Source organism: Bifidobacterium simiiventris (assembly GCF_019331715.1).
Taxonomy (GTDB): domain Bacteria; phylum Actinomycetota; class Actinomycetes; order Actinomycetales; family Bifidobacteriaceae; genus Bifidobacterium; species Bifidobacterium simiiventris.
Genome location: NZ_JAHBBG010000001.1, coordinates 454,894 through 477,357, shown reverse-complemented (window position 1 = coordinate 477,357; position 22,464 = coordinate 454,894). Strand labels below are relative to the sequence as shown.

Here is a 22,464-nt window from a genome sequence, read left to right as displayed (position 1 = left end):
CGATGACAAGGAGGTCATCATGGTCACGCAATCCGCATCCGCGACCCGGCAATCCAAGCCGGACATGCTGCTCGACCGTGCCGGCGGCGCGGCGATCATCATCGCGCGCATCGCGGCGGTCGTCCTCGCGTTCTTCGCGCTCATCCAGCTCGTCATCACCGTCCTGTTCCTGGCCGACGGACGCTCGTTCACGCCCGACGCCACATCGGACTACGCCGTGTCGATGGACGCCGGCATAGGCACCGCGACCATCACCGGGCATTTCCTCGACAGCGACATCCGACTCGTCGACTGGACAAACGACACGATCAACGCGCCGGCCGTCGTGCTCGTCAGCTTCGAACGCACGGCCATCCTCGTGCTGCTTGCGCTCGTGTTCGGCGAACTCGCCGCGTTGCTGGCGAACCTGCGCGACTGGCTGCGCGAGCGCGCGCGTTACGCCGATACCGACTCCGGCACGCCATCGCCGTTCCGCACCGTGCCGATCGAACGGCTCGACCGCGTCGGCTGGTACCTCATCGCAGCGCCCGTCTCCGCACTCGTCGTCTCCGGCATCTGCGCGCTGCTCGGCTGCGCGGTGTCCGTGACCGGCGGCGCATCCACGGCCGTCCTCATCATGCTCGGCGTCCTCTCGTTCATGTTCGCGCGGGTGTTCGGCTACGGCGCCGCGCTGCAAAACGACGTGGACGGTCTGCTGTGATCGTCACGGCGGATTTGATCGCGGTGATCGCGGTGACTGCGGCGGACGGAGGTGGACGATGAGCGGGCGGATCGTGCTTCGGCTCGACCGGATGATGGTCGAGCGTGGGCGTTCGCTGAACTGGCTGGCCGATCAGGTGGGCATCACGAACGTGAACCTGTCGAAGATCAAGAACAACCGCGTCTCGGCCATCCGGTTCAGCACGCTCGCCGCGATCTGCGAAGCCCTCGACTGTCAGCCCGGCGACATCCTTGCATACGAGCCGGATGGCGACGAGGCGTGACGGCGATGGGCATCAATCACGCGACGGCATAAGCGGGAGATTCGCCATCGCGTGACCAGTCGGCGGATCGTGCGGACGACAGGATCACTGTGCCGCCCGTCTCGCCGGCGAACGGCATCAGGGCCAGCGCCGCCGCGAATCCGGCGATCGCATACAGGAACATCCACCGGTATGAGCCGGTCGCCTGCTGCACCAGGCCGAACAGCGTTGGACTGATCGCCGCGCCGGACGACGTGGCGAGATAGTAGTACGCGGTCATCGTGCCGCTATGCTCGGTGCCGCCCAGTTCGGTCGCCCACGGCAACGCGTTGACCAGCACCATCATCCACAGGATCCCGAACGCGAACGCCAGCCACGGCAGCAGTTCGGCACGGCCGACCCATGGCATCGGCGCCAGCATCACCGTCGCCAATACCAGGCCGGCGCTCATCGTCGCACGCCGGCCGAACCGCGTGCCCAGCCAACCGGCCGGAATCGCGAACAGGATGCCGCTGACCGCGAACCAGACCAATCCGCCGCTCGCCGCACCCGCATCCATGCCCAGATCATGCGTCGCATACAGCGTGAAATACGTTTCGATCGCGCTCGACCCCATCGTGTACAGGAACAAGACCAGCAGGATCGTGCGGAACCTGCGGTGGGCGTCCGCGTCAAGATCGAGTTGCGGAACCGCCGCGTCAAGGAACTCCCTCCAGCCGACGAACGGCAGCCGTGCCGGCTCATGCGGCTTCGTGCGGTACTCGGCCGGCTCGCGCACCAGGCATGTCAGCGCGGCCACGGCGCCGACCATGATGAACGCGCCCGCGACGAACGTGACGGACATGCCGTAACGCCGGTACAGGAGACTGCCGCCGCCGAGCGCGAGCACGTTGCCGATCGACCCCATGAAGTTGATGATGCCGTTCGCCGTGCTGCGCTGGCCGGGCGCGGTCACGTCGGGCATGAGCGCGACGATCGGCGCACGGCAGGTCGACATGAGCACCGCGTAGGCGACGACCGCGACGATCGTCAGCGGGGCGTTCGACGCGGCGGCGATGAGCATCAGGCATACGGCCGCGGCGGGGATGGCGAACAGGGCGAACGGGATGCGCCGGCCCCAACGGGTGCGCACCTTGTCGGACAGGATGCCGCACAACGGCTGGATGGTGAACCCGCACAGGTTATCGATGCCCATGATGACGCCGACGATGGCGGTGGGAATGGCGAGTTCCTTGAGCTTGATCGGGACGAACGCGTTGTACATGGCCCATGCGGCGGCGATGGCGAGCATGCCGAAGCCGATGGAGAACGTTTGGGAGAGGTTCAGGCGGGGAGATGTCATCCTGATCTTCATGATTCCAGTAGTAGACGCGTGAATCGTCGCCGCCGTTGACCGGGCGGTGTGTTGCGGTGAAGCGAAGGTGAATTCTTGTGCGCCGTGATGCCGGGCAGGGCTGCGCGGCCCGATCGGATTGGTCGGGTGCACAGCCATCGGATTGGTCTGATCCGAATTGGACTGGTCCATATGCGGGCAATGTGCGCATCTGATAATGGTCGCGTTGCCAATCGCACATACACGAACACGTTCCGGCCGTTTGCGACCGGCCGACCACAGGGGGACACCATGACGCAGAACCGCGCCGAACTCAACCGCAACCTCGCCCAAATGCTCAAGGGCGGCGTCATCATGGACGTGACCACGCCCGAACAGGCCAAGATCGCGCAGGACGCCGGCGCGTGCGCCGTCATGGCGCTCGAACGCATCCCGGCCGACATCCGCGCCGCCGGCGGCGTCTCGCGCATGTCCGACCCGGCCATGATCAAGGGCATCCAGGCCGCCGTGTCCATCCCGGTCATGGCCAAGGTACGCATCGGCCACATCGCCGAAGCGCGCATCCTGCAGGCCATCGACATCGACTACATCGACGAATCCGAAGTCCTCTCGCCGGCCGACGACGTGTACCACATCGACAAGAACCAGTTCGACGTGCCGTTCGTATGCGGCGCGAAGAACCTCGGCGAGGCGCTGCGCCGCATCGCCGAAGGCGCGGCCATGATCCGCACCAAGGGTGAGCCCGGCACCGGCGACGTCATCCAGGCTGTGCGCCACATGCGCACCATGACCAAGCAGATCCACGAACTGGTCTCGCTGCGCGACGACGAGGTATACGAGGCCGCCAAGCAGCTCGCCGTGCCGTACGACCTCGCCAAGTACGTGCACGACAACGGCCGTCTGCCCGTCGTCAACTTCGCGGCCGGCGGCGTCGCCACCCCGGCCGACGCGGCGCTCATGATGGAACTCGGCGCCGAAGGCGTATTCGTCGGCTCCGGCATCTTCAAGTCCGGCGACCCGGCCAAGCGAGCCGCCGCCATCGTGCAGGCCACCGCGAACTGGCAGGACGCCGATCTGCTCGCCAAACTGTCCGAAAACCTCGGCGAGGCGATGGTCGGCATCAACGAGGACGAGATCCAGACCATCATGGCCGCCCGCGGCGAGTGACCCCGCGTCCGTTGCATTGACCCGATCGGAGGTTCGTTCATGGTCGTAGCCGTCCAATACATCTCCAAAGAGGAATCCGCCGACGCCGAAACCGCGAAGCACGGCGTGACCGGCATCCTCGCCGTGCAGGGCGCGTTCGCGGAACACGCGGCCGTGCTCGACAAACTCGGCGCACCGTGGAAACTGCTGCGCGCCGCCAGCGACTTCGACGCGTCAATCGACCGCGTCATCCTGCCCGGCGGCGAATCCACCACCCAGGGCAAGCTGTTGCATTCGACCGGCCTGTTCGAGCCGATCGCACGGCACATCGCCGCCGGCAAACCCGTGTTCGGCACTTGCGCCGGCATGATCCTGCTCGCGAATCGTCTCGACAACGATCCGAACGTGTACTTCGGCGCGCTCGACGCGACCGTCCGCCGCAACGCGTACGGCCGGCAGCTTGGCTCGTTCGCCGCCACCGCCGACTTCGGCCGGCCGGGCGAACCGGACTATCTGCCCGATCTGCCACTCGTGTTCATCCGCGGGCCCTACGTCGTTTCGGTCGGATCGCAGGCCGTCGTCAAGACCAGTGTCGACGAACATCCGGTCGCGCTGCGGCAGGGCAACATCCTCGCCACCGCGTTCCACCCCGAACTCACCGACGACACGCGGCTGCACGAACTGTTCCTCTCGCTGTAGCCGTCGCCGGCCCCGTCCTTCGCGGCGGTTTTAGTTCGATGACGGGTCAGTCGCCGAGCGAAAACCGCCACGAAGAGGTAGGGTGACGGGAGACGGCGTCGCATGACGACGAACAGGGGGGTGAACGCATGCAGCTGCGACTCGACCGGCACAGCACCGTGCCGATGTACCGGCAACTGGCCGGCGAACTGCGCGAGCAGATCGTCTCCGGCGCGCTCGCCGAAGGCTACCGGCTTCCGCCAGAACGCGAGCTCGCCGCGCGGATGTCGGTCAACCGCGCCACCATCCTGCAGGCGTACCAGCAGCTCAAGGACGAAGGACTGATCGCGTCCAGGGTCGGCAAGGGCACGTTCGTGCTGCCCGTGGCGGCGTCGGCGTCTACGCCGGTACCGGCTCCATCGGGGGCATCGACGTCATCCTCATTCTCGTCAGACGCGCCAGAGACTTCGTCCGACGCATGGTCCTTCGCTCCGTCGCCGGCATCGCCCGTGGCATCCGGCACCCCGGGCCGTCCCCGCTCGCAGGTCGTCACCATCCGCGACACGCAGCGCGTCGCGGCCAATCCCGAACCGACCGTCATCCGCCCGCCGTGGTCGGTGCTGTTCAGCGACTACTCCAACCGGTTCACCTACCACGACATCGCCGAAGCGGAACGTGCGCAACGCGGCGGCTCCGGCGCGAACGGCACGAGCGTCGACTTCGCGACCGGCTCGCCCAACCCGGCCGACATTCCCGACGACCTGCTGCGTGCCGTCAGTCTCGAAGCGTTCGCCTCGCACGACTTCGACGGCCAGCCCGAATCGCCGATCGAAGGCTTCGGCGAACTGCGCGGCCTGCTCGCCGACCACATGCGCACCCGCGGCGTGCACTGCAACGCGCACAACGTGATGGTGCTCTCCGGCTCCGAACAGGGCATCGACCTGATCGTGCGTGCGTTCGTCAACCCAGGAGACCGCGTGCTCGTCGAACAATCCACGTTCTTCCCCGCGCTGCAGGCGTTCCGCTCGGCCGACGCGCGCATCGTCGGCGTGCCGATGGACGAACACGGCATGCGCACCGACCTGCTCGACGGCTACTGCGCGCGCTTCCATCCCAAACTCATCTACACCGTGCCCACATTCCAGAACCCGACTGGCACCACATTGCCGACTGCACGGCGGCGCGAACTCGTCGACGTGGCGCGGCGATACCAGTGCCTGATCATCGAGGACGACGCGTACGGGGAACTGTGGTACGGGAGCCCGGACGATCGGCCCGTGCCGCTTACGGGCATGGAGAACGCGGGCTACGTGATGTACCTGTCGACGTTCTCGAAAACCGTGACTTCGGGGCTGCGCACTGGATGGGTGGTGGCCGATCCGCATGTGATCGCGCGACTGGCCGCACTGCGGCGCATGGTCGACCAGCATACGAGCACGTCGTCGCAGCGCATCTGCCTGGAACTGCTGCGGGAAGGTCGGATCGCCGCGCATGTGCGAGACCTGACCGCGGCGTACCGCGCGCGGAGGGACACGGCCGTGCACACGCTGGAACGGCATGCGCCGCGCGGCATGCGCTGGATCGTGCCCGAAGGCGGCTACTACGTGTGGGTCACGCTGCCGGACGGCGTGCGCGCGCTGGACCTGCTGGCCGACTGCCGGTCGCGCGGCGTCACGTTCATGCCGGGCGGCGTATTCGACGTGGACGAAACCGACGACACACACATCCGGCTCAATTTCGTACGGCCCGACGCATCCGATATCGAACACGGCGTGCGCGTGATCTGCGATATGGCCGATAATCGAAGCCGATAGGCCGACGGGAAACCGTCGGCGGCATTTGCGGGAGGCACATCATGACACAACATTCCGCCGCGTTGGCGACCGTCGAATCGGCGGGCAACGAGAACGGCATCACGTTGATCATCCACGCCGGGGCGGGCGATCGGGGCAAACACCATACGCCGGAACGATCGGCGCAGGTGCAGGCCGATCTGCGGCGCGCGTTGGACGCCGGATACACGGTGCTGGAAGCGGGCGGCGCGGCCGAGGACGCGGTGGTCGCCGCCATCCACGTGATGGAGGACGCGCCCGAATTCAACGCGGGACGCGGCGCGGCGCTCACCGGCGACGGACTGGCGCGCATGGACGCATGCCTGATGGACGGCGACGGCGAAGTCGGGGCGGTCGCCGGCGTTGGCACGGTGAAGAACCCGATCGACGCGGCGCAGGCCGTCAAGAACCAGACCAAGCACGTATTGTTCGCCGACCCGACCGACGAGGAGATCGCCGCATGGGGCGTGGAGACGCGGCCGAACGAGTATTTCGTCACCGAAGCGCGGCGGCGCTCGCTGGCCGAGGCGCAGGCCGGCGGCGACGCATGGGCGAAACGGGCCGGCGAGGCCGGCGGCACCGAGGCGCAGGGCGGCGTGATCGGCGACGAGAAGCACGGCACGATCGGAGCGGTAGCGCGCGATGCGGCCGGGCGGATCGCCGCCGGCACCTCCACCGGCGGCATCACGAACCAGATGCACGGCCGCGTCGGCGACTCCCCGTTGCCCGGATGCGGCACATTCGCCGACCAGCGCACCGTGGCCGTCTCGTGCACCGGCATCGGCGAGGCGTTCATCAAGGCGGTCGCGGCGCATCAGGTGGCCGACCGCGTGCGCTTCGCCGGAGAATCCGTGCATGACGCGGCCGTGGCCACGCTCGAGGAGGTCGCCGCGCATCACGGCGACGGCGGCATGATCGTGCTGCCCGCGACCGGCCGCGGCGTGGTGGCCTACAACAGCGAAATGATGAATTTCGGCTACCGTAGCGCCGCCGGAGAGCGCGTCAACGGGTGAAACGCGCCCGCCTCTTGCGAACGGTTGGATCGGGAACTGCCCGGACTTGGAGTACGCCGTATCGGCCGTATACAGACGCATCTCGATCGTATGGCCGTCTCAACCGGCCTCTCGATCGTCAAACCGACCTCTGTGCGGAGACAAAACAGCCTCTCGATCGTCAAACTTCCGGCAGGTGCGCGGTGGTTTGACGATCAAGAGGCCCGAGATGACAGATATGCAGGCTCAGGCGAGCTGAGCGAGCAGCGTCGGCAGTTCGGCCATCGTGTCGATGACGGCGTCGGCACCGGCCTTGACGAACGCGTCACGCGCGGCGGCGCGGGCCGCGGCCTGATCAGTGGGGGAGAGCGCCTCAAACTCGGACTGGCTCAACGCCATCTGCGAGCTGCCTTCCGTCACGCCGATCGTGAACACGCCGGCGTTCTTGCCCTCGCGGATGTCGGAGAGCGTGTCGCCCACTTTGGCGGCGCGGCGCACGTCGGTCACGCCGAGCCGTTCAAGGTTGCGGAACACCATGTACGGGTAGGGGCGGCCGAACCCGTTCGTGGAATCCGGGCTGAACCAGCAGTCCGGCGCATAGCCGTTCGCCGCAGCCTGCGGCACGACGATGTCCATCATCTTGTCGGTATATCCGGTGGTCGAGCCGATCTTGATGCCGGCCTCACGCAGGGCGGCGACCGCGTCCACCACGCCCGGCTTCGGGTCGGCGAACTCATGCAAAATGCTCAGCAGCTTCGGCTCGAAATGCGCGTACACGGCATCCACGTCCGCGTCGGTCGGCGCCGAACCGTGCTCGTCCTCCCACGCGCGGGCGATGCGGTCCATGTGCAGCATCGTGTTGATGTGGTCGTGCTTGAGCATGCCCATCGGCTTGCGCGTCTCCTCCATGGTCGGCGTCACGCCGAACTCCTTGAACGCCTCCTGAAACGCGCGTACCGGTGCGAAGCACCCATAGTCCACGGTGGTGCCGGCCCAATCAAAAATCACGGCCTCAAAACGATTGGTCATAATACTGTTCCTTACGAAGTAGATGGCAAATAACTCGAAATCCCGAGGTGTGGCGGGGCGGTATGCGTTGCCAGATCATAAGCAGCGCAGGCATGTGCTAAGCTGCGCGAGCACATGCCTGCGCGAAGCCGAGCGGCTTCGGAGCGTATCGGGCAACGCATACCGCTCCGCCGCCCCGTCACACCCGATGCGGTTGAACGGTATCTTCGTCTCAGGCGGTGAGCTTCACGCCGGCCGGGGCAGCGGCCTTGATCGGCTCGCCCGCGGCGTCCATCGCGGCGATCGCGGCCGGCACGGAATCCGAGCCGGTGGCCGCCTCGAGCAGCCCGCGCTCGCCCATGTACAGCGCCAGCAGCTCGGTCACCTTCTCGATGTCGTCGGCGTAGATCTCGCCGATGTTGCCCAGACGGAACGTCTCCTCGGTGGTGAGCTTGCCCGGGTAGATCGCGTAGCCGCGCTCCTTGATGAACTCGTACATGTCGTGGAAGTCGAACTTCGTGCCGTCCGGGTACAGGAACGTGGTGATGATCGGACCCTGGTGCTCGGTCAGGAACACGCGGAAGCCGAGCGCCTTCATGCGCGCGATGAGCAGGTGGTTGTTGAGCGCGTAGCGGGCGGAGCGCACGGGGATGCCTCCTTCGGCGAACATCTCGTCGAGGGCCTTGGAGAACGCGAGCACCACGTGGGTCGGCGAGGTGTAACGCCACTTGCCGTTCGCCTTCTCGAGCGTGTTCCACTGGTCCCACAGGTCGAGCGAGAGCGAACGCGCCTTGCCCTTGGACGCCTCGAGCTTCGCCTTGTTGCAGATGATGAAGCTGAAGCCCGGCACGCCCTGGATGCACTTGTTCGCCGAGGAGACGAGGAAGTCGATGCCCCAGCCGGCGACCGGGATGTCCACGCCGCCGAACGAGCTCATCGCGTCGACCATGAACGTGCAGCCATGCGCCTTGGCGACGGTCGCCACCGCGGCGATGTCGTTGAGCAGGCCGGAGGTGGTCTCGGAGTGGATCATGGACACGTGCGTGATCGTCGGATCGTTGCGCAGGTATTCGTCGACCTTCGCCGCGTCCGGGATGCGATCGTACGGTTCCGCGTACTGGACGTAGTTGATGCCGGCGTGCTCGCAGATCTTCACCTGACGGTCACCGTACGCGCCGTTCGTGCACAGCAGCACCTTCTCGTCCTTGCCGATCACGGAGGTCAGCACGCTTTCCACGCCGAACGTGCCGGAGCCCTGCATGAGCACGGCGGTGTACTCGGACGGGTCGCAGTGCGCGAGCTCGAGCAGCTGGCGGCGGATCTTCTGCGTGATCTGCTGATAGTCCTCGTCCCACGTGCAGTGGTCGAAGAGCATCTCCTCCTTGACGGTGCGCGTGGTCGTCAGCGGGCCGGGAGTGAGGAGCTTGTATTCGTTTGCCATGATGATTGGTTCCTTTCCTGTTTCCGATTGCCGACTGTAGTCACTTGCGTAGTTCCTGTAATCTTCTACGTAGTTTTACGATTTCCGTCGGCGTGTTGTCTGTAGTTCTGTTGGTTGCGTAACCGTTTATTTGCCTTGCGCGATGCGCTTGCACTCGGCGGAGAAGTCCTGGTGCTGCTGGAGCAGGTCGACGGTCAGGGGCTTGGGGAACGTCTTGGAACGCTTGGATGCGTTGGCCGGGGCCTTCTCGCCCTGGTACAGCGGCGTCGGATACGTTTTGAGCAGTTCCTTGCGGCCCTGGTCGATGATCACCGCGGCCATCTGCTGCGCCTTCGGGTTCGTCGCCTTGCCCTTGTCGAGCACTGCCACCGATTCGGTCAGCGAGTAGTTGCCTTCCTCGGGGTCGACGTAGTCGATCGGCAGGCCCTTCTTCTTGTCCGCGACGGCCTGGTGGCGCAGGCCGAAGCCGATCGCCACCTCGCCCGAACGCACGGCCTTGAGCGGGCCGGAGCCGGACTGTTCGAGGTGCGGGCCGGCGTTGCGGTAGATCGCCGTGAGGATGGCCTTGCCCTCCTCGCCGGTGCCGTACGCGTCCGCGATGGCCTGGATCATCAGCCAGCCGGTCGAGGAACCCTCCATGTCGGGCACGGAGATCAGTCCCGCATACTTCGGGTCCGCGAGATCCTTGAAGCTCTTCGGTGCGTCCACGCCGGCGGCTTCAAGCGCCTTCGTGTTGACGATGATCGCGCCCTCCTGGGCGGTGGTCGGGCGGCGGTAGTCTGGCGCCTTCGAGTTCTCGGACGTGCCTAGCAGCTGCGATTTCACGTCGGTCAGACGCGCGAACATGTGATTGCGTTCCTGCGCCGAATCGACGTAGTAGGAGCTCATGGTGAGCATGTCGGCCTCGAGCGCCTTGCCTTCGGCGAGCATCTTGCCGCCCAGCTCGGAGGTGCCGAAGCTCTGGATGATGTACTGGTCCTTGAACCCGTTGTTGTCGAGCGCGTGCTGGAAGGCGACCACGGCCTCGTCGTCGGCGTTCGTGTAGATCACGACCTGCCCGTTGGCGGAGGCGGTGGAGGTCGCGCCGAACCCGAAGCTGACGAGCAGCACGGCGAGCACGGCCGACAGTCCCGCGGTGAATGCGTTGCGGGCGCGGCGGTTGCCGCTGGTCGGCAATGGGAAGTCCGGCGTGCCGTTCTCGGCGGCTTGCACCGCGGCGGTCAGCTTCGTGTCGGCGGCGACGGTGGACCGTGCGGCGGCGACCTGCGGCGTGCGCACGGTGGCGCGGGCCGCGGCGCGGGCGCGTTCGGCGGAACGGTCGCGCGTGGCGAACGCGACCACGCCCTTGACGACGAGGTTCGTCACGAGGATGAGCAGCGAGAGCACGAACACGTCGTCGAACTTGGCGATGTGCTGCAGCGCGGAGATCTTCGTGGTGATGACCTGCGTGCGGGCGCCGGTCAGGAACACGACCGCGGAGATCGTGACCATCGCGTTGACGAAGTAGTAGCCGAACACCTGCAGGATGGTCGGCAGCGCGTTCGGCGTGACCACGCGCACGATCGTCTTGATCCAGTTGTCGCCCATGAGCTTGGCGGTCGTCTCCCAGCCGGCGTTCATCTTCGAGAGCGAATCCTTGATCATCTGGTACGGGGTGGCGAAGTAGTGGATGATGTTCGCCGCGATCAGGATCCAGAACGTGTTCTGCAGGCCGGAGCCGGAGAACGCGAACAGGAACGCGATACCGAGCACCATGCCGGGCACGGTGTTGATGATCGCCGAGATCGCGTCGACCGAACGCTTCGCCCAGTTCGGCAGCTTGGAGCGCGAGGTCACCAGTCCGGCCGCGTACGCGAACAGGCAGCCGATGATCGCGGTCATCACGGCCACGTACAGCGAGTTCGTGAACACCTGCGTGAGTTCGGGATCGGTGAACATGTTCGCGATGTGCGCGAACGTCGGCGCCGTGTTGAACGGCCATTCCGAGACGAACGGGATGAGCAGGATCACCGCGAACACTGACAGCGTGCACACGAGCACCACTACGGAGGCGATGCCGCACGCCCAGTCGCGGCGCGGCCCCTTCGGCAGGTCGATCTGGCTGATCTGCTTGTATCGGATCGCGAAGCGTTCGAGCACGGTCATCAGGATGATCGAGATGATCGAGGGGATCAGCATGAACACGGCGATCACGGCGCCGCGGTTGAAGTTCGGGATGGAGCCGAGCATCTGGTTGAACAGCGTCATCGCGAGCACGTCGTATTCGCCGCCGACCGACGTCGGGATGCCGTAGTCGGTGAATGCGAGGAAGAACGACTGGATGAACGCGACGGCCATCGTGCCGATCAGCGGGCGCAGCACCGTGTTGAGGAACGTGGTCAAGGGCTTGTCGCCCATGATGTGCGAGACGATGATGAACTTCTTGTCGACGAACTGGAAGCTGTTGTTGATCAGCAGGAAGCAGGTCGGCAGCGTGTAGATCACGTAGCCGAGCAGCAGGCCGTTGAACCCGTAGATGTCGAACAGCTGGTGGCCGCCGAGCAGTCGGGTGATCAGTCCCTGCTTGCCGAACGAGTAGATGATCGCGAAGCCGTACGTGATGGTCGGCAGCAGCATCGGCAGCTGGGAGAGCAGGCCGATCGCGCGCTTGAATCCGCCGGGCAGGTTCGTGCAGTTGATCGTGTATGCGAGCAGGAACGCGAGTAGCACGGCCACGAGCGCGGAGACGGACGACACGGCCAGCGAATTGGTGATCGAACGCGTGAATTCGGGGCGCGAGAGCACGGCCGCGTAGTTGGCGAGCGTCGCGGAACCGTCCGCTGTAGTGAACGAGCGGATGATGACGAGCGCCATCGGCACGACGAGGAACGCGGCGAACGCGATGGCCACGATGACCAGCAGCGTCCACAGTTCGGTCTGCTTCGGGGCCTTCGGGCGGCGTTCGTAGTTGACGATTTCGGGGCGGATGTTGGGCAGCTGGTTGGCCGCCTGGATCGATTCGGCGGACATGTCAGGCCTCCTGCGCGGTGGCGGTCGCGCTGGCCGGCTGGGCATCGGATGCGGCCGGCTCGTGCGCGTCGCCCTCGTTGAACAGCGTGTAGATATTGTTGCGCTTGACTTCGAGCTGGTGCAGGATGAACTTGCGCACGAAGTCGGATGCCGGATGCTCGATGATGTTCTCGGGCGTGTCGTACTGCGCGATCTTGCCGTGGTTGATGATGAGCACGCGGTCGCTCATCGTGCACGCCTCCTCCGGGTCGTGCGTGACCATGATCGTCGTGAGCTTGTACTGCTCCACGATCTGCTTGATCTTCGCCTTGATCGACTCCTTGATCACGCCGTCCAATGCGGACAGCGGCTCGTCGAGCAGCAGCAGCTTCGGCTTCATCACCAGCGTGCGGGCGAGCGCGACGCGCTGCTTCTGGCCGCCCGACAGCTCGTCGATGCGCTTGCCCAGATGCTCCTCGAGGCCGAGCAGCGAGATCAGCTCCTTGATCTCGCTTTCCGACGAGATGCCCGGGTTGTTCCTCAGGCCGTACGTGATGTTCTCGTACGCGGTGAGGTTCGGGAACAGCGCGTAGTCCTGGAACACGATGTTGAACCCGCGCTTCTCCATCGGCACCTGCGTCAAGTCCTCGCCGTTGTAGATGATCTGGCCGCTGGTCGGATCGGTGATGCCGAGGATGATGTTGAGCAGCGTGGTCTTGCCGCCGCCGGACGGGCCGAGGATCGACATGATCTGGCCGTCGCCCAGCGTCAGGCTGATGCCGTTGAGGACGTGCGTGTCCCCGAAGGATTTGGTGATGTTTTTCAGTTCGAGCATATTTCTCAACTTGCCTTCCGGCAGACTGCTCGTGGCGGCCTGCGCGCTATCGACGCCGGCCGGATCGCCGACGTCCCCGTTCGGTATTCAGTTATGTCGCGACCGAACTTCATGCCGCAGTTTCCATGGTCGGGCACGAATCGGCCGCGCAAGGCCGGTTGAGGGGAAAGCTCAATAAAAGTATGGTGAACAATGAGTAAAACTACGCCACAACGTTGTAGTTTCGTAGTTTTGCGGGCGTTGCGTGGCGAAGTCGGCGAGCGACATGAGCCACGGGCGACGATGCGCAGGGGTCAGTCGCGGTACGCGCGGTCGGCGATGATCTTGCCGGAACGGTCCAGCTCGGTGGAGAACCGGCCGTAGTCGCTCAGGATCACGCCCATGTACAGCATGTCGACGATCGCCGTGTGCGCCACGCGCGAGAAGATCGCGTTGCCGTAGATCGTATGCTCGCCGCGGCCCGCGTACAGGCACACGTCGGCCCAGCTGGCCAGGGGAGTGCCGGCCGCGTTGGTGACGGCGATCGTGTGCGCGCCCTGCGACTTCGCCAGACGCAGCGCCTTGACCGTATCCGACGACGATCCCGAATACGAGAACGCGATCGCCGTGTCCGTCGTCTCGAGATGGCCCGCGCCGATCTGCTGCAGGTAGGCGTCGGTATTCAGCCTGGCCTTCAGGCCGAGATAGCCGAGCTTGGTGAACAGGTCGGTGGCCGGGACGAGCGAGTTCTCCACGCCGTAGATGTCGACCAGCGATGCGCCGGCGATCAGCGTGACCGCCTTGCGGAACGCTGACTGATCCAGCGACGAGGACAGGTCGTCCAGCAGCGTCTTCGCACTGCTGACCGCCTTGAGCGGCACGGAGTCCAGATCATCCCACGGATTGAGATCGAAACCCTCCAGCGGGTCGAAGGTCACGCGCCGTTCGGCCTCCGGGTGGCGCAGCACATAACGCAGCTCGCGGTACCCGCCGAACCCGAGTTTGCGGGAGAAGCGGATCACCGTCGGCTGGCTGACCCGCGCCGCCTGCGCGAGCTGGCCGACGGTGAGTTCCGCCGCCTCGGCGATATGATCTCGAACATACTGTGCCACCGCCCGTTCCGCGGGACGCAACGACGGGTACACGTGGTCGATGCGCTCGCGGATGCCGACCGAAGACTGCATGAAACATCTCCTTCACGCCCCTGATTCGATTCGTGTCTCAGCTTATGCGACGCGAGTGTCCCGGCGCCGGTGGAAAGTTGGCCGCAAGGTGAACACGCATTGAACACTTCCACTCCGCCACGCCGATACGCCGCGCGGATTCCCGTGACGAGACCGGCGCCGGCGATGGACCGCGGTCGCGCGATAATGGAACGCATGGTGACGATAACGGTGGGCGCGCCGACGCAGCCGGCCAGCGAGCGGCTCTACGGCGTCTTCTTCGAAGACATCAACCATGGCGCGGACGGCGGCCTGAACGCGAACATGGTAAACAACTACAGTTTCGACGGCGTGTACCTGCGTCACGAATCGCTGCGGCTCAAAGGCGCCGACCGGTGGCGCACCGAGGCCGACCCGCTGCGCAACTGGCGGTTCGACGGACTGTCCGCGACCAGCTGTGGCACCGAGATCCGCGGGGATCACGGCCAGCGGATCGTCACGGACTGTCCGGCGCCGCCCATCCACCGCAACAGCCGGTACGTGCGGCTGACGGTGGACGCCGCGCACGGCGACGCGGCCGGCGTTGAGCGAGACGCCGCGTCGATCGAAAACCTCGGATACAACGGCGACGGCGATTACGCGGATTCCTGCGCGATGTCGATCGCATACGGCCATGACTACGAATTCTGCGCATGCATTCGACCGGTCGCACCGTCGGTCGACGGCACGCCGGTCTCGCTGCACGTCGTCGTGCTCGGCGCCGACGATCGGCCGCTCACCGACGACGTGCGATTCGACGTCGACCGGTTCGCCGGCGAGCTGTTGCACGACGGATGGATCCAGGTGCGGCACCGGCTGCCCGGCCTCCATGCCGGCTATGGCAAGCTGCACATCGACGTGACCGGCGGGCAGGGAGCCTCGTTTGATCTCGACCTCGTCTCGCTCATGGACGCCGATTACTGGGGCGCCGGCGACCCGAAATGGCGGTTCGGCAGGATGCGTCGCGATCTGGTCGAATCGATCGCCGCGCTCAGGCCCGCATTCGTGCGCTTCCCCGGCGGCTGCATCGTCGAAGGCGTGACGCCCGGCAACGAATACCGGTGGAAGGACACGGTCGGCGCGCCGCCCGCCCGCCGCCAGCAGGCCAACATGTGGGCGTTCAAAACGCCAGACGGCTCCACGTATTCGCAAAGCTACCAGCTCGGCTTCTACGAATACTTCTGCCTGTGCGAGGATCTCGGCGCCAAGCCCCTGCCGACCCTGTTCGCGGGGCTCACCTGCCAGTCGCCCTACCGCGATCCCAAACACGTCGACACCGATTCCGACTGGTTCCGCAGCGTCGTCGTGCAGGACTATCTCGACCTCATCGACTTCGCCAATGGCGACCCCGACACGAGCGCATGGGCCGCCGTGCGACGCGACATGGGCCATCCCGAACCGTTCGGACTTGACATGATCGGCGTGGGCAACGAGAACTTCGGTGCAGACTACATCGAGAAATTTGACGCGATCAGCCGCGCCATCCATGCCAAGGACCCGCACATGCTGTGCGTGATGAGCGCCGGCCTGTTCCCGTTCCGTCTGCCGATGAGCCGCGCCTGGAACCATGCGCACCAGGTCGCGGCCGGCCAGGTGCCGGGCGTGGAAGCGGCCCCGGCGGGCGCCGGGAACCGTGACGCGACTGCGCGCGAACCCGGATTCGGCCATCCGTCCATCCTCGTGGACGAACATGCGTATCATTCGCCGGAATGGTTCATCTCCCAGGTCCGCCGCTTCGATGACTACCGGCGAGACAGTACCGGCGTGTACTTCGGCGAATACTCGGCCAACGGCTACTTCGCTGCCCAGCCGCAGGACTACGACCACGCCAGCCAATGGCGATCCGCGCTCGCCGAAGCCGCGTTCCTCACCGGATGCGAACGTAACGCCGACATTGTGAAGATGACATCGTACGCACCGCTGCTGTCGCACGTCACCGGCCACGGCTGGGAGCAGAACCTCATCGAATTCAACCCGGCGCATGTACAGCCCAGCGTCAACTACGAGGCGGAACGACTGTTCTCCACGAACTACGGATCGTTCATCTGCGACTGCCACAGCGACGAGGAGACGGACGATCTATATGTCTGTGCAACCGGCGACGACCCCGACGCCGCAGGTTCCGGCGACGTTCGCGTGCAGACCGGTGACAACGATCGCGTCTGCAACCGTGCGCAGCGCTTCATCAAACTCGTCAACACCGGCGGCACCCGCATCGGCGTGACGCTCAACGTCACCATTCCGGTAGCCGGTACCGCCGAGACCCTGCGTTCGCTGCATGTCGAAACGTTGACCGCCGACCCATACGCGCGCAACACGCTCGGCTACATCGGCGCCGGCCACGACTGCGTGACGCGCGCCGTACGCGATTCGGTGCTGCCGCAAGGCTCCGGACCGGTGCACGTCTCGCTCGCGCTGCCGCCGTACAGCCTCACCCTCGTGCGCCTCTCCTGAGACGACTCCGGACGGCCGTGCCGCAATCCCGTTCGGTCGGAATCGCAGGGCTACGGGCCGTAAGGCTGAGCGGCTGTTTTCGCTGGAATCGGTCGGAAAACAACACGGCGAAGCTACGTACTTGGGCCGGCGCTCCGCTAAAATCGCTGAAGTTAACGAACGGTGAACTTCGGAGGAACAATGCGTCGCTGGGCCATCGAGCTGCTCAAAAGCGAAACGATCCTGATCGTCGCCACGGTGCTCGCGATCATCTCCTGCTTCATCGTCCCGCCGGACGCCGACTACAAGGACTACGTGCACATGAGCACGATCAGCCAGTTGGTGTGCCTCATGCTTGTGGTGTGCGGTTTCCAGCGCATCGGCGTGTTCCGCATCATCGGCTCGCGACTCTTGCACCATGTCGGCACCGCGCGAGGCCTCGTGATCACGCTGATCTCGCTCACGTTCTTCTCGGCGATGCTCATCACCAACGACGTCGCGCTCGTCACGTTCATCCCGTTCGCGATCTCCGTGCTCATCATGGCCGACATGGAGGAGCACGCCGTGCTCGTCGGCACGCTCATGACCATCGGCGCGAACGTGGGCAGCATGCTCACCCCGATCGGCAACGCGCACAACCTGTACCTGAAGGCGCTCACCGGCATGCCCGCGCTGGAGATGATCGGCATCATGGCGCCGTATTCGGCCACCGCCGCGGTGATGCTCGTCATCATCTCGTGCATCGTATTCGGCAGGAAGCCGGTCTCCGAATTCCGCTCGCTTGACGGCGCCGGCATCGAACAGGGCGTGCTCGCTCCGTCCAGCGAAGGCCACCGACCCGACGAGATCCGCATCACCGGCTACGGTGCGGGCTACGGCGGCTGGCGCACCGTCGTCTACACGCTGCTGTTCGTCGTCTGTCTACTCGCGGTGAGCGACTTCATCCCGCTGTGGGCCATGTGCGTGATCGTGTTCGCCGCGTTTCTCGTATGCGACCGCAAGGTGTTCAAGAACGTCGACTGGGGTCTGCCGCTCACGTTCACCATGTTCTTCATCTTCATCGGCAACATGAAACGCGTGCCGGAATTCTACGAACTGGCCGCATCCCTGGTCAACATCCGCCCACTCGAGGTTGCGGTCGGCTCCAGCCAGCTCATCAGCAACGTGCCGACCACGCTGCTGCTGTCGGGCTTCACCGAACAGTGGCGTCCGCTCATCATTGGCACGAATCTCGGCGGCATGGGCACGCTCATCGCGTCCATGGCCTCGCTCATCGGTTACAAGAACGTCGTGCGCAAGTATCTGCACCAGAAGGGCCGCTACCTGGCCGTCTACTCGGCCGTTAACGTGCTGTTCCTCATCGTGCTCGTCGGGTTGAGCTGGATCATCGAGCCATAACGAGCGTACGGCTCGGCAGTCCGGTCTCCTCGGAAGAGCGGCTTCGCGAGCGGTTCTCACGCTAGCGCACGGTACGCATAATCGGTAGCAGAGCGCGGTGTGTGGCGATTGCGGGGGGGGGTAGAATAAAACCACTCCGGGAACATGGACGTTTCCGGCGAGGCGAAGGAGTATGTCGCCATGGAAAAGACACCCCAGAAGAAGCACCGCGAACGCATCGCACGCATCGTCGCCGGCGTGGTCGCCGCGCTGATCGTCGTCGTACTGCTGCTGTATTACGTGCCGTGGCCGCAACGCATCCGCATCGACGGCGATGCGTACCGGGTCGACAAGGACGCCGGCTCCGACACCTCGTACACGATATCGCTGGACGCGACCCGACTGCACTACCTGTTTCGGGAGGATCGGCTGACCGGACACGTCACCATCCGTCCGGCCGGAGGCGGGGATGCGGTGGCCGACCATGATCTCGACCGTTCGTTGTGGTATATCACGGACGTGACCCAGCCCGGCACCAAGGACACGGTCTCGTATTTCAGTGGATTCTGGGTTGACTACGCCGACTCCGGTCCCGACATGACGCAGGTGAGCGGTCTGCTGTCGGCCGACCGGACCTCAATGCTGATCGAAGTCAACAGCGACCAGGACCAAGGTATCTACATCGCGCCAGCCCCCGACGAACAGTCCGCCGAGAAGATCAAGACCGAACTCGGCAAAGTCTTCGACGTGGACGGCTGGATCAACCGGTGACCCTGTATTGCATTAGTCTGTCTCCTCTTAAGGAAGAGGGGGCAGACTAATGCGCCGTGATTGTGGTCTGTTCGAGTGTCCCCGTCGTCAGGTACTGCTGATACTTACTGTGTGGTTTCCCGGGGAGAGTTAAGGTGAGTTGCCGCGCTTCCACCATCGGCTGTAAATGGCTCCTTTTGAGATACTGCAGGTTGTAATCGAAGTGGCTTGCTATCTCGCTTGCGAAACGTGGAGTTTGACAGTATTCGGCGATTTGCGAACGTATGTCGCGAGTGTGTTTTGAGCCTTTGCCTGCTGTTGGTTCATGAGGCCGTGAATCATCGTCATGCTGTTCAGTATTGAAGAATCTTGCCAAAAATGATCCGTTCCGGTCGATAAATTCCGGTGGTCGTACACCATGCGACTGGGCTTCCTCTCGTATGATGGGGATGCCGGAATGTCGGTTTTCTGCAATGCGTTGTATCTCCAGCATGGATACCAGTGTGGGGTTTCGCGTCGGAAGATTGGCGTAGCCGAGGTCATTGATGCTTTGTCCGCCATAGATGCCCCCTGGATTCCAACATTCCAGACGGTCGGTATATAACACGAGACGTATGGGAGTGCCATTGCTATACGGTCCGTAATCGCGGTGCATCAGCGCGTTGAGCAGAATTTCTCGCACTGCGGTTTCCGGATATTGGGGTACATCGACACGTGCCCCATTACGAACAACCACTTTGGTCTTTTCGTTGCGTGATACGAAACTCATTGCTCCTTCGAGCATGTCGCTGATGGAACCTTCATACCGTTTGTTGTCAAGAAAACGCGTGCCGTTTTCATCCGGTTGCAGTGTCGTACCATTGACGGCGATGGCGGTGATGCACAGATTGGGGTATATCTGTTGAGGATAGTCGCCGAGTGTCATCATGCCGGCGAGTGTCGGCCGCCCATCTCTGATGGCACCTGTCAAGGCAAGTATTTCGTCATCGGAGCGTCGAGAGAGCAATGGTCGATCAGCGGCTGCGTCGTTGATGAATCGACTGGTTTTTCGTTTATCGAGCATTGCCGAGGAAGCGGTGGGATTGGTTGCGATATCATCACGTCTGCCTTCTTTGAATGATTCGATCTCGTATAATTCGACAGCCGTCATACGGACGTCGGCGTCTCCGATGCGCGTGTAAGATCCTTCGGTGATGCCTTTGATGGTTCGATACACTGGACGATCTCCCATAGGGCGTCCGCTGATGTACGCGGCGACAACGGTTTTGCCGTTTATCGTCGTGGTCTCAAATGTCGGGCGTACTTCAGGTGTCATGCCTTCGCATTGTCCATGTACTTTCTTGTGCAGGTCCTGCGCGTCGTACACTCCGCAGATGGAGAATCCGGCTTGTTCGTCAATGCCGAAAAGAATAATGCCGCCTTCGTTCTGATTGGAGAACGACGACAGGGAATCGTATACCCGAGGAGTTCCCTCTGCTGCGGCTTTCACTTCGATCGTCTGTGTCTCGCATTTGTTGGCAATGACGTCCCGAATGAGTTGTTGAAGATCTGCGGCCATGAACGGTACCTTTGTGATGGAAACCTACAATAATATACATGATATCAAATTTTTGAGAGTGAAAGTACTTTTTGTATCTTTTTGTTGGTGGGTGGATGTACAAGATTTTTGGATTATGTACATGATTTGTTTTGAGGGGCAGTCCGTTGAGTGCTACTTGCCGAAGCTGGTAAGTGCGGAAGCAAAGGCGCGTTTGCGCTTGGTGTAGGGCGGGTAGATGAGGGAAATCGTGTCTGGGAACGTCGGCTTGGCGACGACGGTTTTGACGTGGCTGAACTCGAGGAAACCGGCATGGCCGTGGTATGCGCCCATGCCCGACGTGCCGACGCCTCCGAACGGCAGCCGGCTGGACATGAGATGGCCGAGCGGCAGGTTGAAGCCGAGCGCGCCTGAACTCGTCTCGCGCTCGAAGCGACGGCGAACGGTGGTGTTGCGGGAGAAGACGTAACAGGCCAACGGGTGCGGGCGGTCGTTGATGAACGCGATCGCTGCGGTCGCGTCTGCGATCTCCAGAATCGGCAGAATCGGACCGAAAATCTCCTCGCGCATCACCGGCGCGTCCGGTGAGACGTGCGTGAGCACGGTCGGTGCGATATGACGGCTCGCCCGGTCGCCGTACCCGCCGCAGACGATATGCGCGGCGGAAGACGGGGCGGCCGGGTTCGGCATGAGCGACATCAGCCGGTCGTAATGCCGCTCGTTGATGATCTGCGCATAACTCGACGACCATTCGTGCGTCTTGTGCACGCCGTCATGGCCGTTGCGATCATCCGGTTGACGACTGTTTTCTGTCGCGATGCTGTCTGATGTGATGGCTGTTTGCCTTCGGTCGTTCCGATCGATGCCTGTGCTTGGACCGCTGCCGGACATGACGACATCGCGCCGTCCGCCGGTCATGCCGAACATCCGATACGCCGCCTTTGCGATGCGCTGCGCAAGGTCATCGACGACATCCGGCGTCGCCAACACGTAATCGGGTGCGACGCACGTCTGCCCGGCGTTGACGAACCGGCCCCACGCGATGCGCCGCGCGGCCGTATCCAAGTCAGCCGTGCCGTCGACGAACACCGGCGACTTGCCGCCCAGTTCCAACGTGACCGGTGTCAGCTGCTTCGCCGCGGCCTCCATCACAATCCGGCCAACCTTGCCGCCGCCCGTATAGAAAATATGGTCGAACGGCTGCTTGAGCAGCTCTCCGGTCTCGCGCGCGCCGCCTTGCATCACGGCGAATGCGCGGTGGTCAAGATACCGGTCAATCAGCGTTGCCAGCGTGTGGCTCGTCTCCGGTGACAATTCCGACGGTTTCAGACATACGCAATTGCCGGCAGCGATCGCATCGACCATCGGCTCCAACGACAGCAGAATCGGATAATTCCACGGCGAAATCACCAGCGCCACGCCCTTCGGCTCCGCAATGGTCCAACCGGCCGCCGGCTGCAACAGCCAGTGCAGCGGCTTGGGTCTGCGGGCGGCCCAGCGGGCCAGCCGGGGACGCACGAACCGAATCTCCTCCAATACCAGATTGATCTCCATGAGCATCGTCTCGGCTGTCGGCTTGCCGAAATCGTCATGCACCGCACGCGCCAACCGCGCACCCTGCTCGCGCAGCATCCGTTCCATCGCATCCAACTGCGTCCGTCGCCACCGCAACGGCCGCGTGACTCCACTGCGAAACGTCGCATTAAGCCGGTGAAACATCGCCTCCGCGTTGCGGTTGCGGTCATGGTGATTCGCGCTCATGCTCCCGTTATACCAGCCGTCGTTGCGCGGTGGTTGGCCGGAGCCGGCCTGCGACTCAGCTCCTGGATGAAAGCGGACGCTGATGACCGGTATTGCGGGCGTTTCCCGCTAGAAGCAGGCTACTCCTGGATGAAAGCGGACGCCGATGACCGATGTTGCGGTCGTTTTCGTCCAGGACAAGCTTCTTCTGGACGAAAACGACCGCCAGCC

The 22,464-nt window shown here is 63.9% G+C and carries 17 protein-coding genes; 9 read left to right on the top strand and 8 right to left on the bottom strand.

Annotated features, from left to right (window positions below; genetic code table 11):
* Positions 1 to 19 precede the first annotated feature (19 nt).
* Both KIH76_RS01965 and KIH76_RS01960 read left to right on the top strand, forming a co-directional pair.
* Entirely contained in the window at positions 20 to 700 is a 681-nt protein-coding gene (locus KIH76_RS01965) for a hypothetical protein (RefSeq protein ID WP_219069023.1), read from the top strand.
* A 58-nt stretch (positions 701 to 758) separates the two neighbouring features.
* Complete coding sequence (locus KIH76_RS01960) at positions 759 to 983, top strand: helix-turn-helix domain-containing protein (protein ID WP_219069021.1); 225 nt, start codon at positions 759 to 761, stop codon at positions 981 to 983.
* Between the two features lie 16 nt (positions 984 to 999).
* On the opposite strand, the gene KIH76_RS01955 is transcribed toward KIH76_RS01960, so the two are convergent.
* Positions 1,000 to 2,304 (bottom strand): MFS transporter, encoded by a 1,305-nt coding sequence (locus tag KIH76_RS01955; RefSeq protein WP_219069019.1) that lies wholly within the window; start codon positions 2,302 to 2,304, stop codon positions 1,000 to 1,002.
* A 282-nt stretch (positions 2,305 to 2,586) separates the two neighbouring features.
* Here KIH76_RS01955 and pdxS point away from each other — a divergent pair, with 282 nt between their 5' ends.
* The 4 genes from pdxS (at position 2,587) to KIH76_RS01935 (ending at position 6,964) form a co-directional block, all read left to right on the top strand.
* A complete protein-coding gene (gene pdxS / locus KIH76_RS01950; protein WP_219069017.1) occupies positions 2,587 to 3,462 on the top strand; it encodes a pyridoxal 5'-phosphate synthase lyase subunit PdxS in 876 nt (291 codons plus the stop codon).
* 39 nt (positions 3,463 to 3,501) lie between these two features.
* Positions 3,502 to 4,140, top strand: coding sequence for a pyridoxal 5'-phosphate synthase glutaminase subunit PdxT (gene pdxT, locus KIH76_RS01945; RefSeq protein WP_219069015.1), 639 nt, complete (start codon positions 3,502 to 3,504; stop codon positions 4,138 to 4,140).
* A gap of 128 nt (positions 4,141 to 4,268) precedes the next feature.
* Positions 4,269 to 5,933 (top strand): aminotransferase-like domain-containing protein, encoded by a 1,665-nt coding sequence (locus tag KIH76_RS01940; RefSeq protein WP_219069013.1) that lies wholly within the window; start codon positions 4,269 to 4,271, stop codon positions 5,931 to 5,933.
* Between the two features lie 41 nt (positions 5,934 to 5,974).
* Positions 5,975 to 6,964 (top strand): isoaspartyl peptidase/L-asparaginase family protein, encoded by a 990-nt coding sequence (locus KIH76_RS01935; RefSeq protein WP_219069011.1) that lies wholly within the window; start codon positions 5,975 to 5,977, stop codon positions 6,962 to 6,964.
* A gap of 225 nt (positions 6,965 to 7,189) precedes the next feature.
* Here the strand turns inward: KIH76_RS01935 and phnX are convergent, their stop codons facing one another.
* From phnX to KIH76_RS01910, 5 genes are all read right to left on the bottom strand, one after another.
* Positions 7,190 to 7,972 (bottom strand): phosphonoacetaldehyde hydrolase, encoded by a 783-nt coding sequence (phnX, locus tag KIH76_RS01930; protein WP_219069009.1) that lies wholly within the window; start codon positions 7,970 to 7,972, stop codon positions 7,190 to 7,192.
* Between the two features lie 211 nt (positions 7,973 to 8,183).
* Positions 8,184 to 9,392, bottom strand: coding sequence for a 2-aminoethylphosphonate--pyruvate transaminase (locus tag KIH76_RS01925; RefSeq protein ID WP_219069007.1), 1,209 nt, complete (start codon positions 9,390 to 9,392; stop codon positions 8,184 to 8,186).
* 126 nt (positions 9,393 to 9,518) lie between these two features.
* Complete coding sequence (locus tag KIH76_RS01920) at positions 9,519 to 12,401, bottom strand: extracellular solute-binding protein (protein WP_219069005.1); 2,883 nt, start codon at positions 12,399 to 12,401, stop codon at positions 9,519 to 9,521.
* A 1-nt stretch (position 12,402) separates the two neighbouring features.
* Entirely contained in the window at positions 12,403 to 13,215 is an 813-nt protein-coding gene (locus KIH76_RS01915; RefSeq protein WP_219069003.1) for an ABC transporter ATP-binding protein, read from the bottom strand.
* A 293-nt stretch (positions 13,216 to 13,508) separates the two neighbouring features.
* Entirely contained in the window at positions 13,509 to 14,378 is an 870-nt protein-coding gene (locus KIH76_RS01910) for a MurR/RpiR family transcriptional regulator (RefSeq protein WP_219069001.1), read from the bottom strand.
* Positions 14,379 to 14,573: 195 nt separating this feature from the next.
* Here KIH76_RS01910 and KIH76_RS01905 point away from each other — a divergent pair, with 195 nt between their 5' ends.
* From KIH76_RS01905 to KIH76_RS01895, 3 genes are all read left to right on the top strand, one after another.
* A complete protein-coding gene (locus KIH76_RS01905) occupies positions 14,574 to 16,850 on the top strand; it encodes an alpha-L-arabinofuranosidase C-terminal domain-containing protein (RefSeq protein ID WP_219068999.1) in 2,277 nt (758 codons plus the stop codon).
* Positions 16,851 to 17,030: 180 nt separating this feature from the next.
* Positions 17,031 to 18,227 carry an SLC13 family permease gene (locus KIH76_RS01900; RefSeq protein WP_219068997.1) on the top strand — a complete coding sequence of 399 codons (1,197 nt, stop codon included), beginning with the start codon at positions 17,031 to 17,033 and terminating at the stop codon, positions 18,225 to 18,227.
* Positions 18,228 to 18,407: 180 nt separating this feature from the next.
* The gene (locus tag KIH76_RS01895; protein ID WP_219068995.1) at positions 18,408 to 18,977 is read left to right on the top strand and encodes a hypothetical protein; all 570 of its coding nucleotides are present in this window, start codon (positions 18,408 to 18,410) and stop codon (positions 18,975 to 18,977) included.
* A 46-nt stretch (positions 18,978 to 19,023) separates the two neighbouring features.
* Here the strand turns inward: KIH76_RS01895 and KIH76_RS01890 are convergent, their stop codons facing one another.
* On the bottom strand, positions 19,024 to 20,514 hold the full coding sequence (locus tag KIH76_RS01890; RefSeq protein WP_219068993.1) for an ATP-binding protein: 1,491 nt from the start codon (positions 20,512 to 20,514) through the stop codon (positions 19,024 to 19,026).
* A gap of 153 nt (positions 20,515 to 20,667) precedes the next feature.
* Complete coding sequence (locus tag KIH76_RS01885; RefSeq protein ID WP_236036775.1) at positions 20,668 to 22,212, bottom strand: aldehyde dehydrogenase family protein; 1,545 nt, start codon at positions 22,210 to 22,212, stop codon at positions 20,668 to 20,670.
* Positions 22,213 to 22,464: the final 252 nt, after the last annotated feature.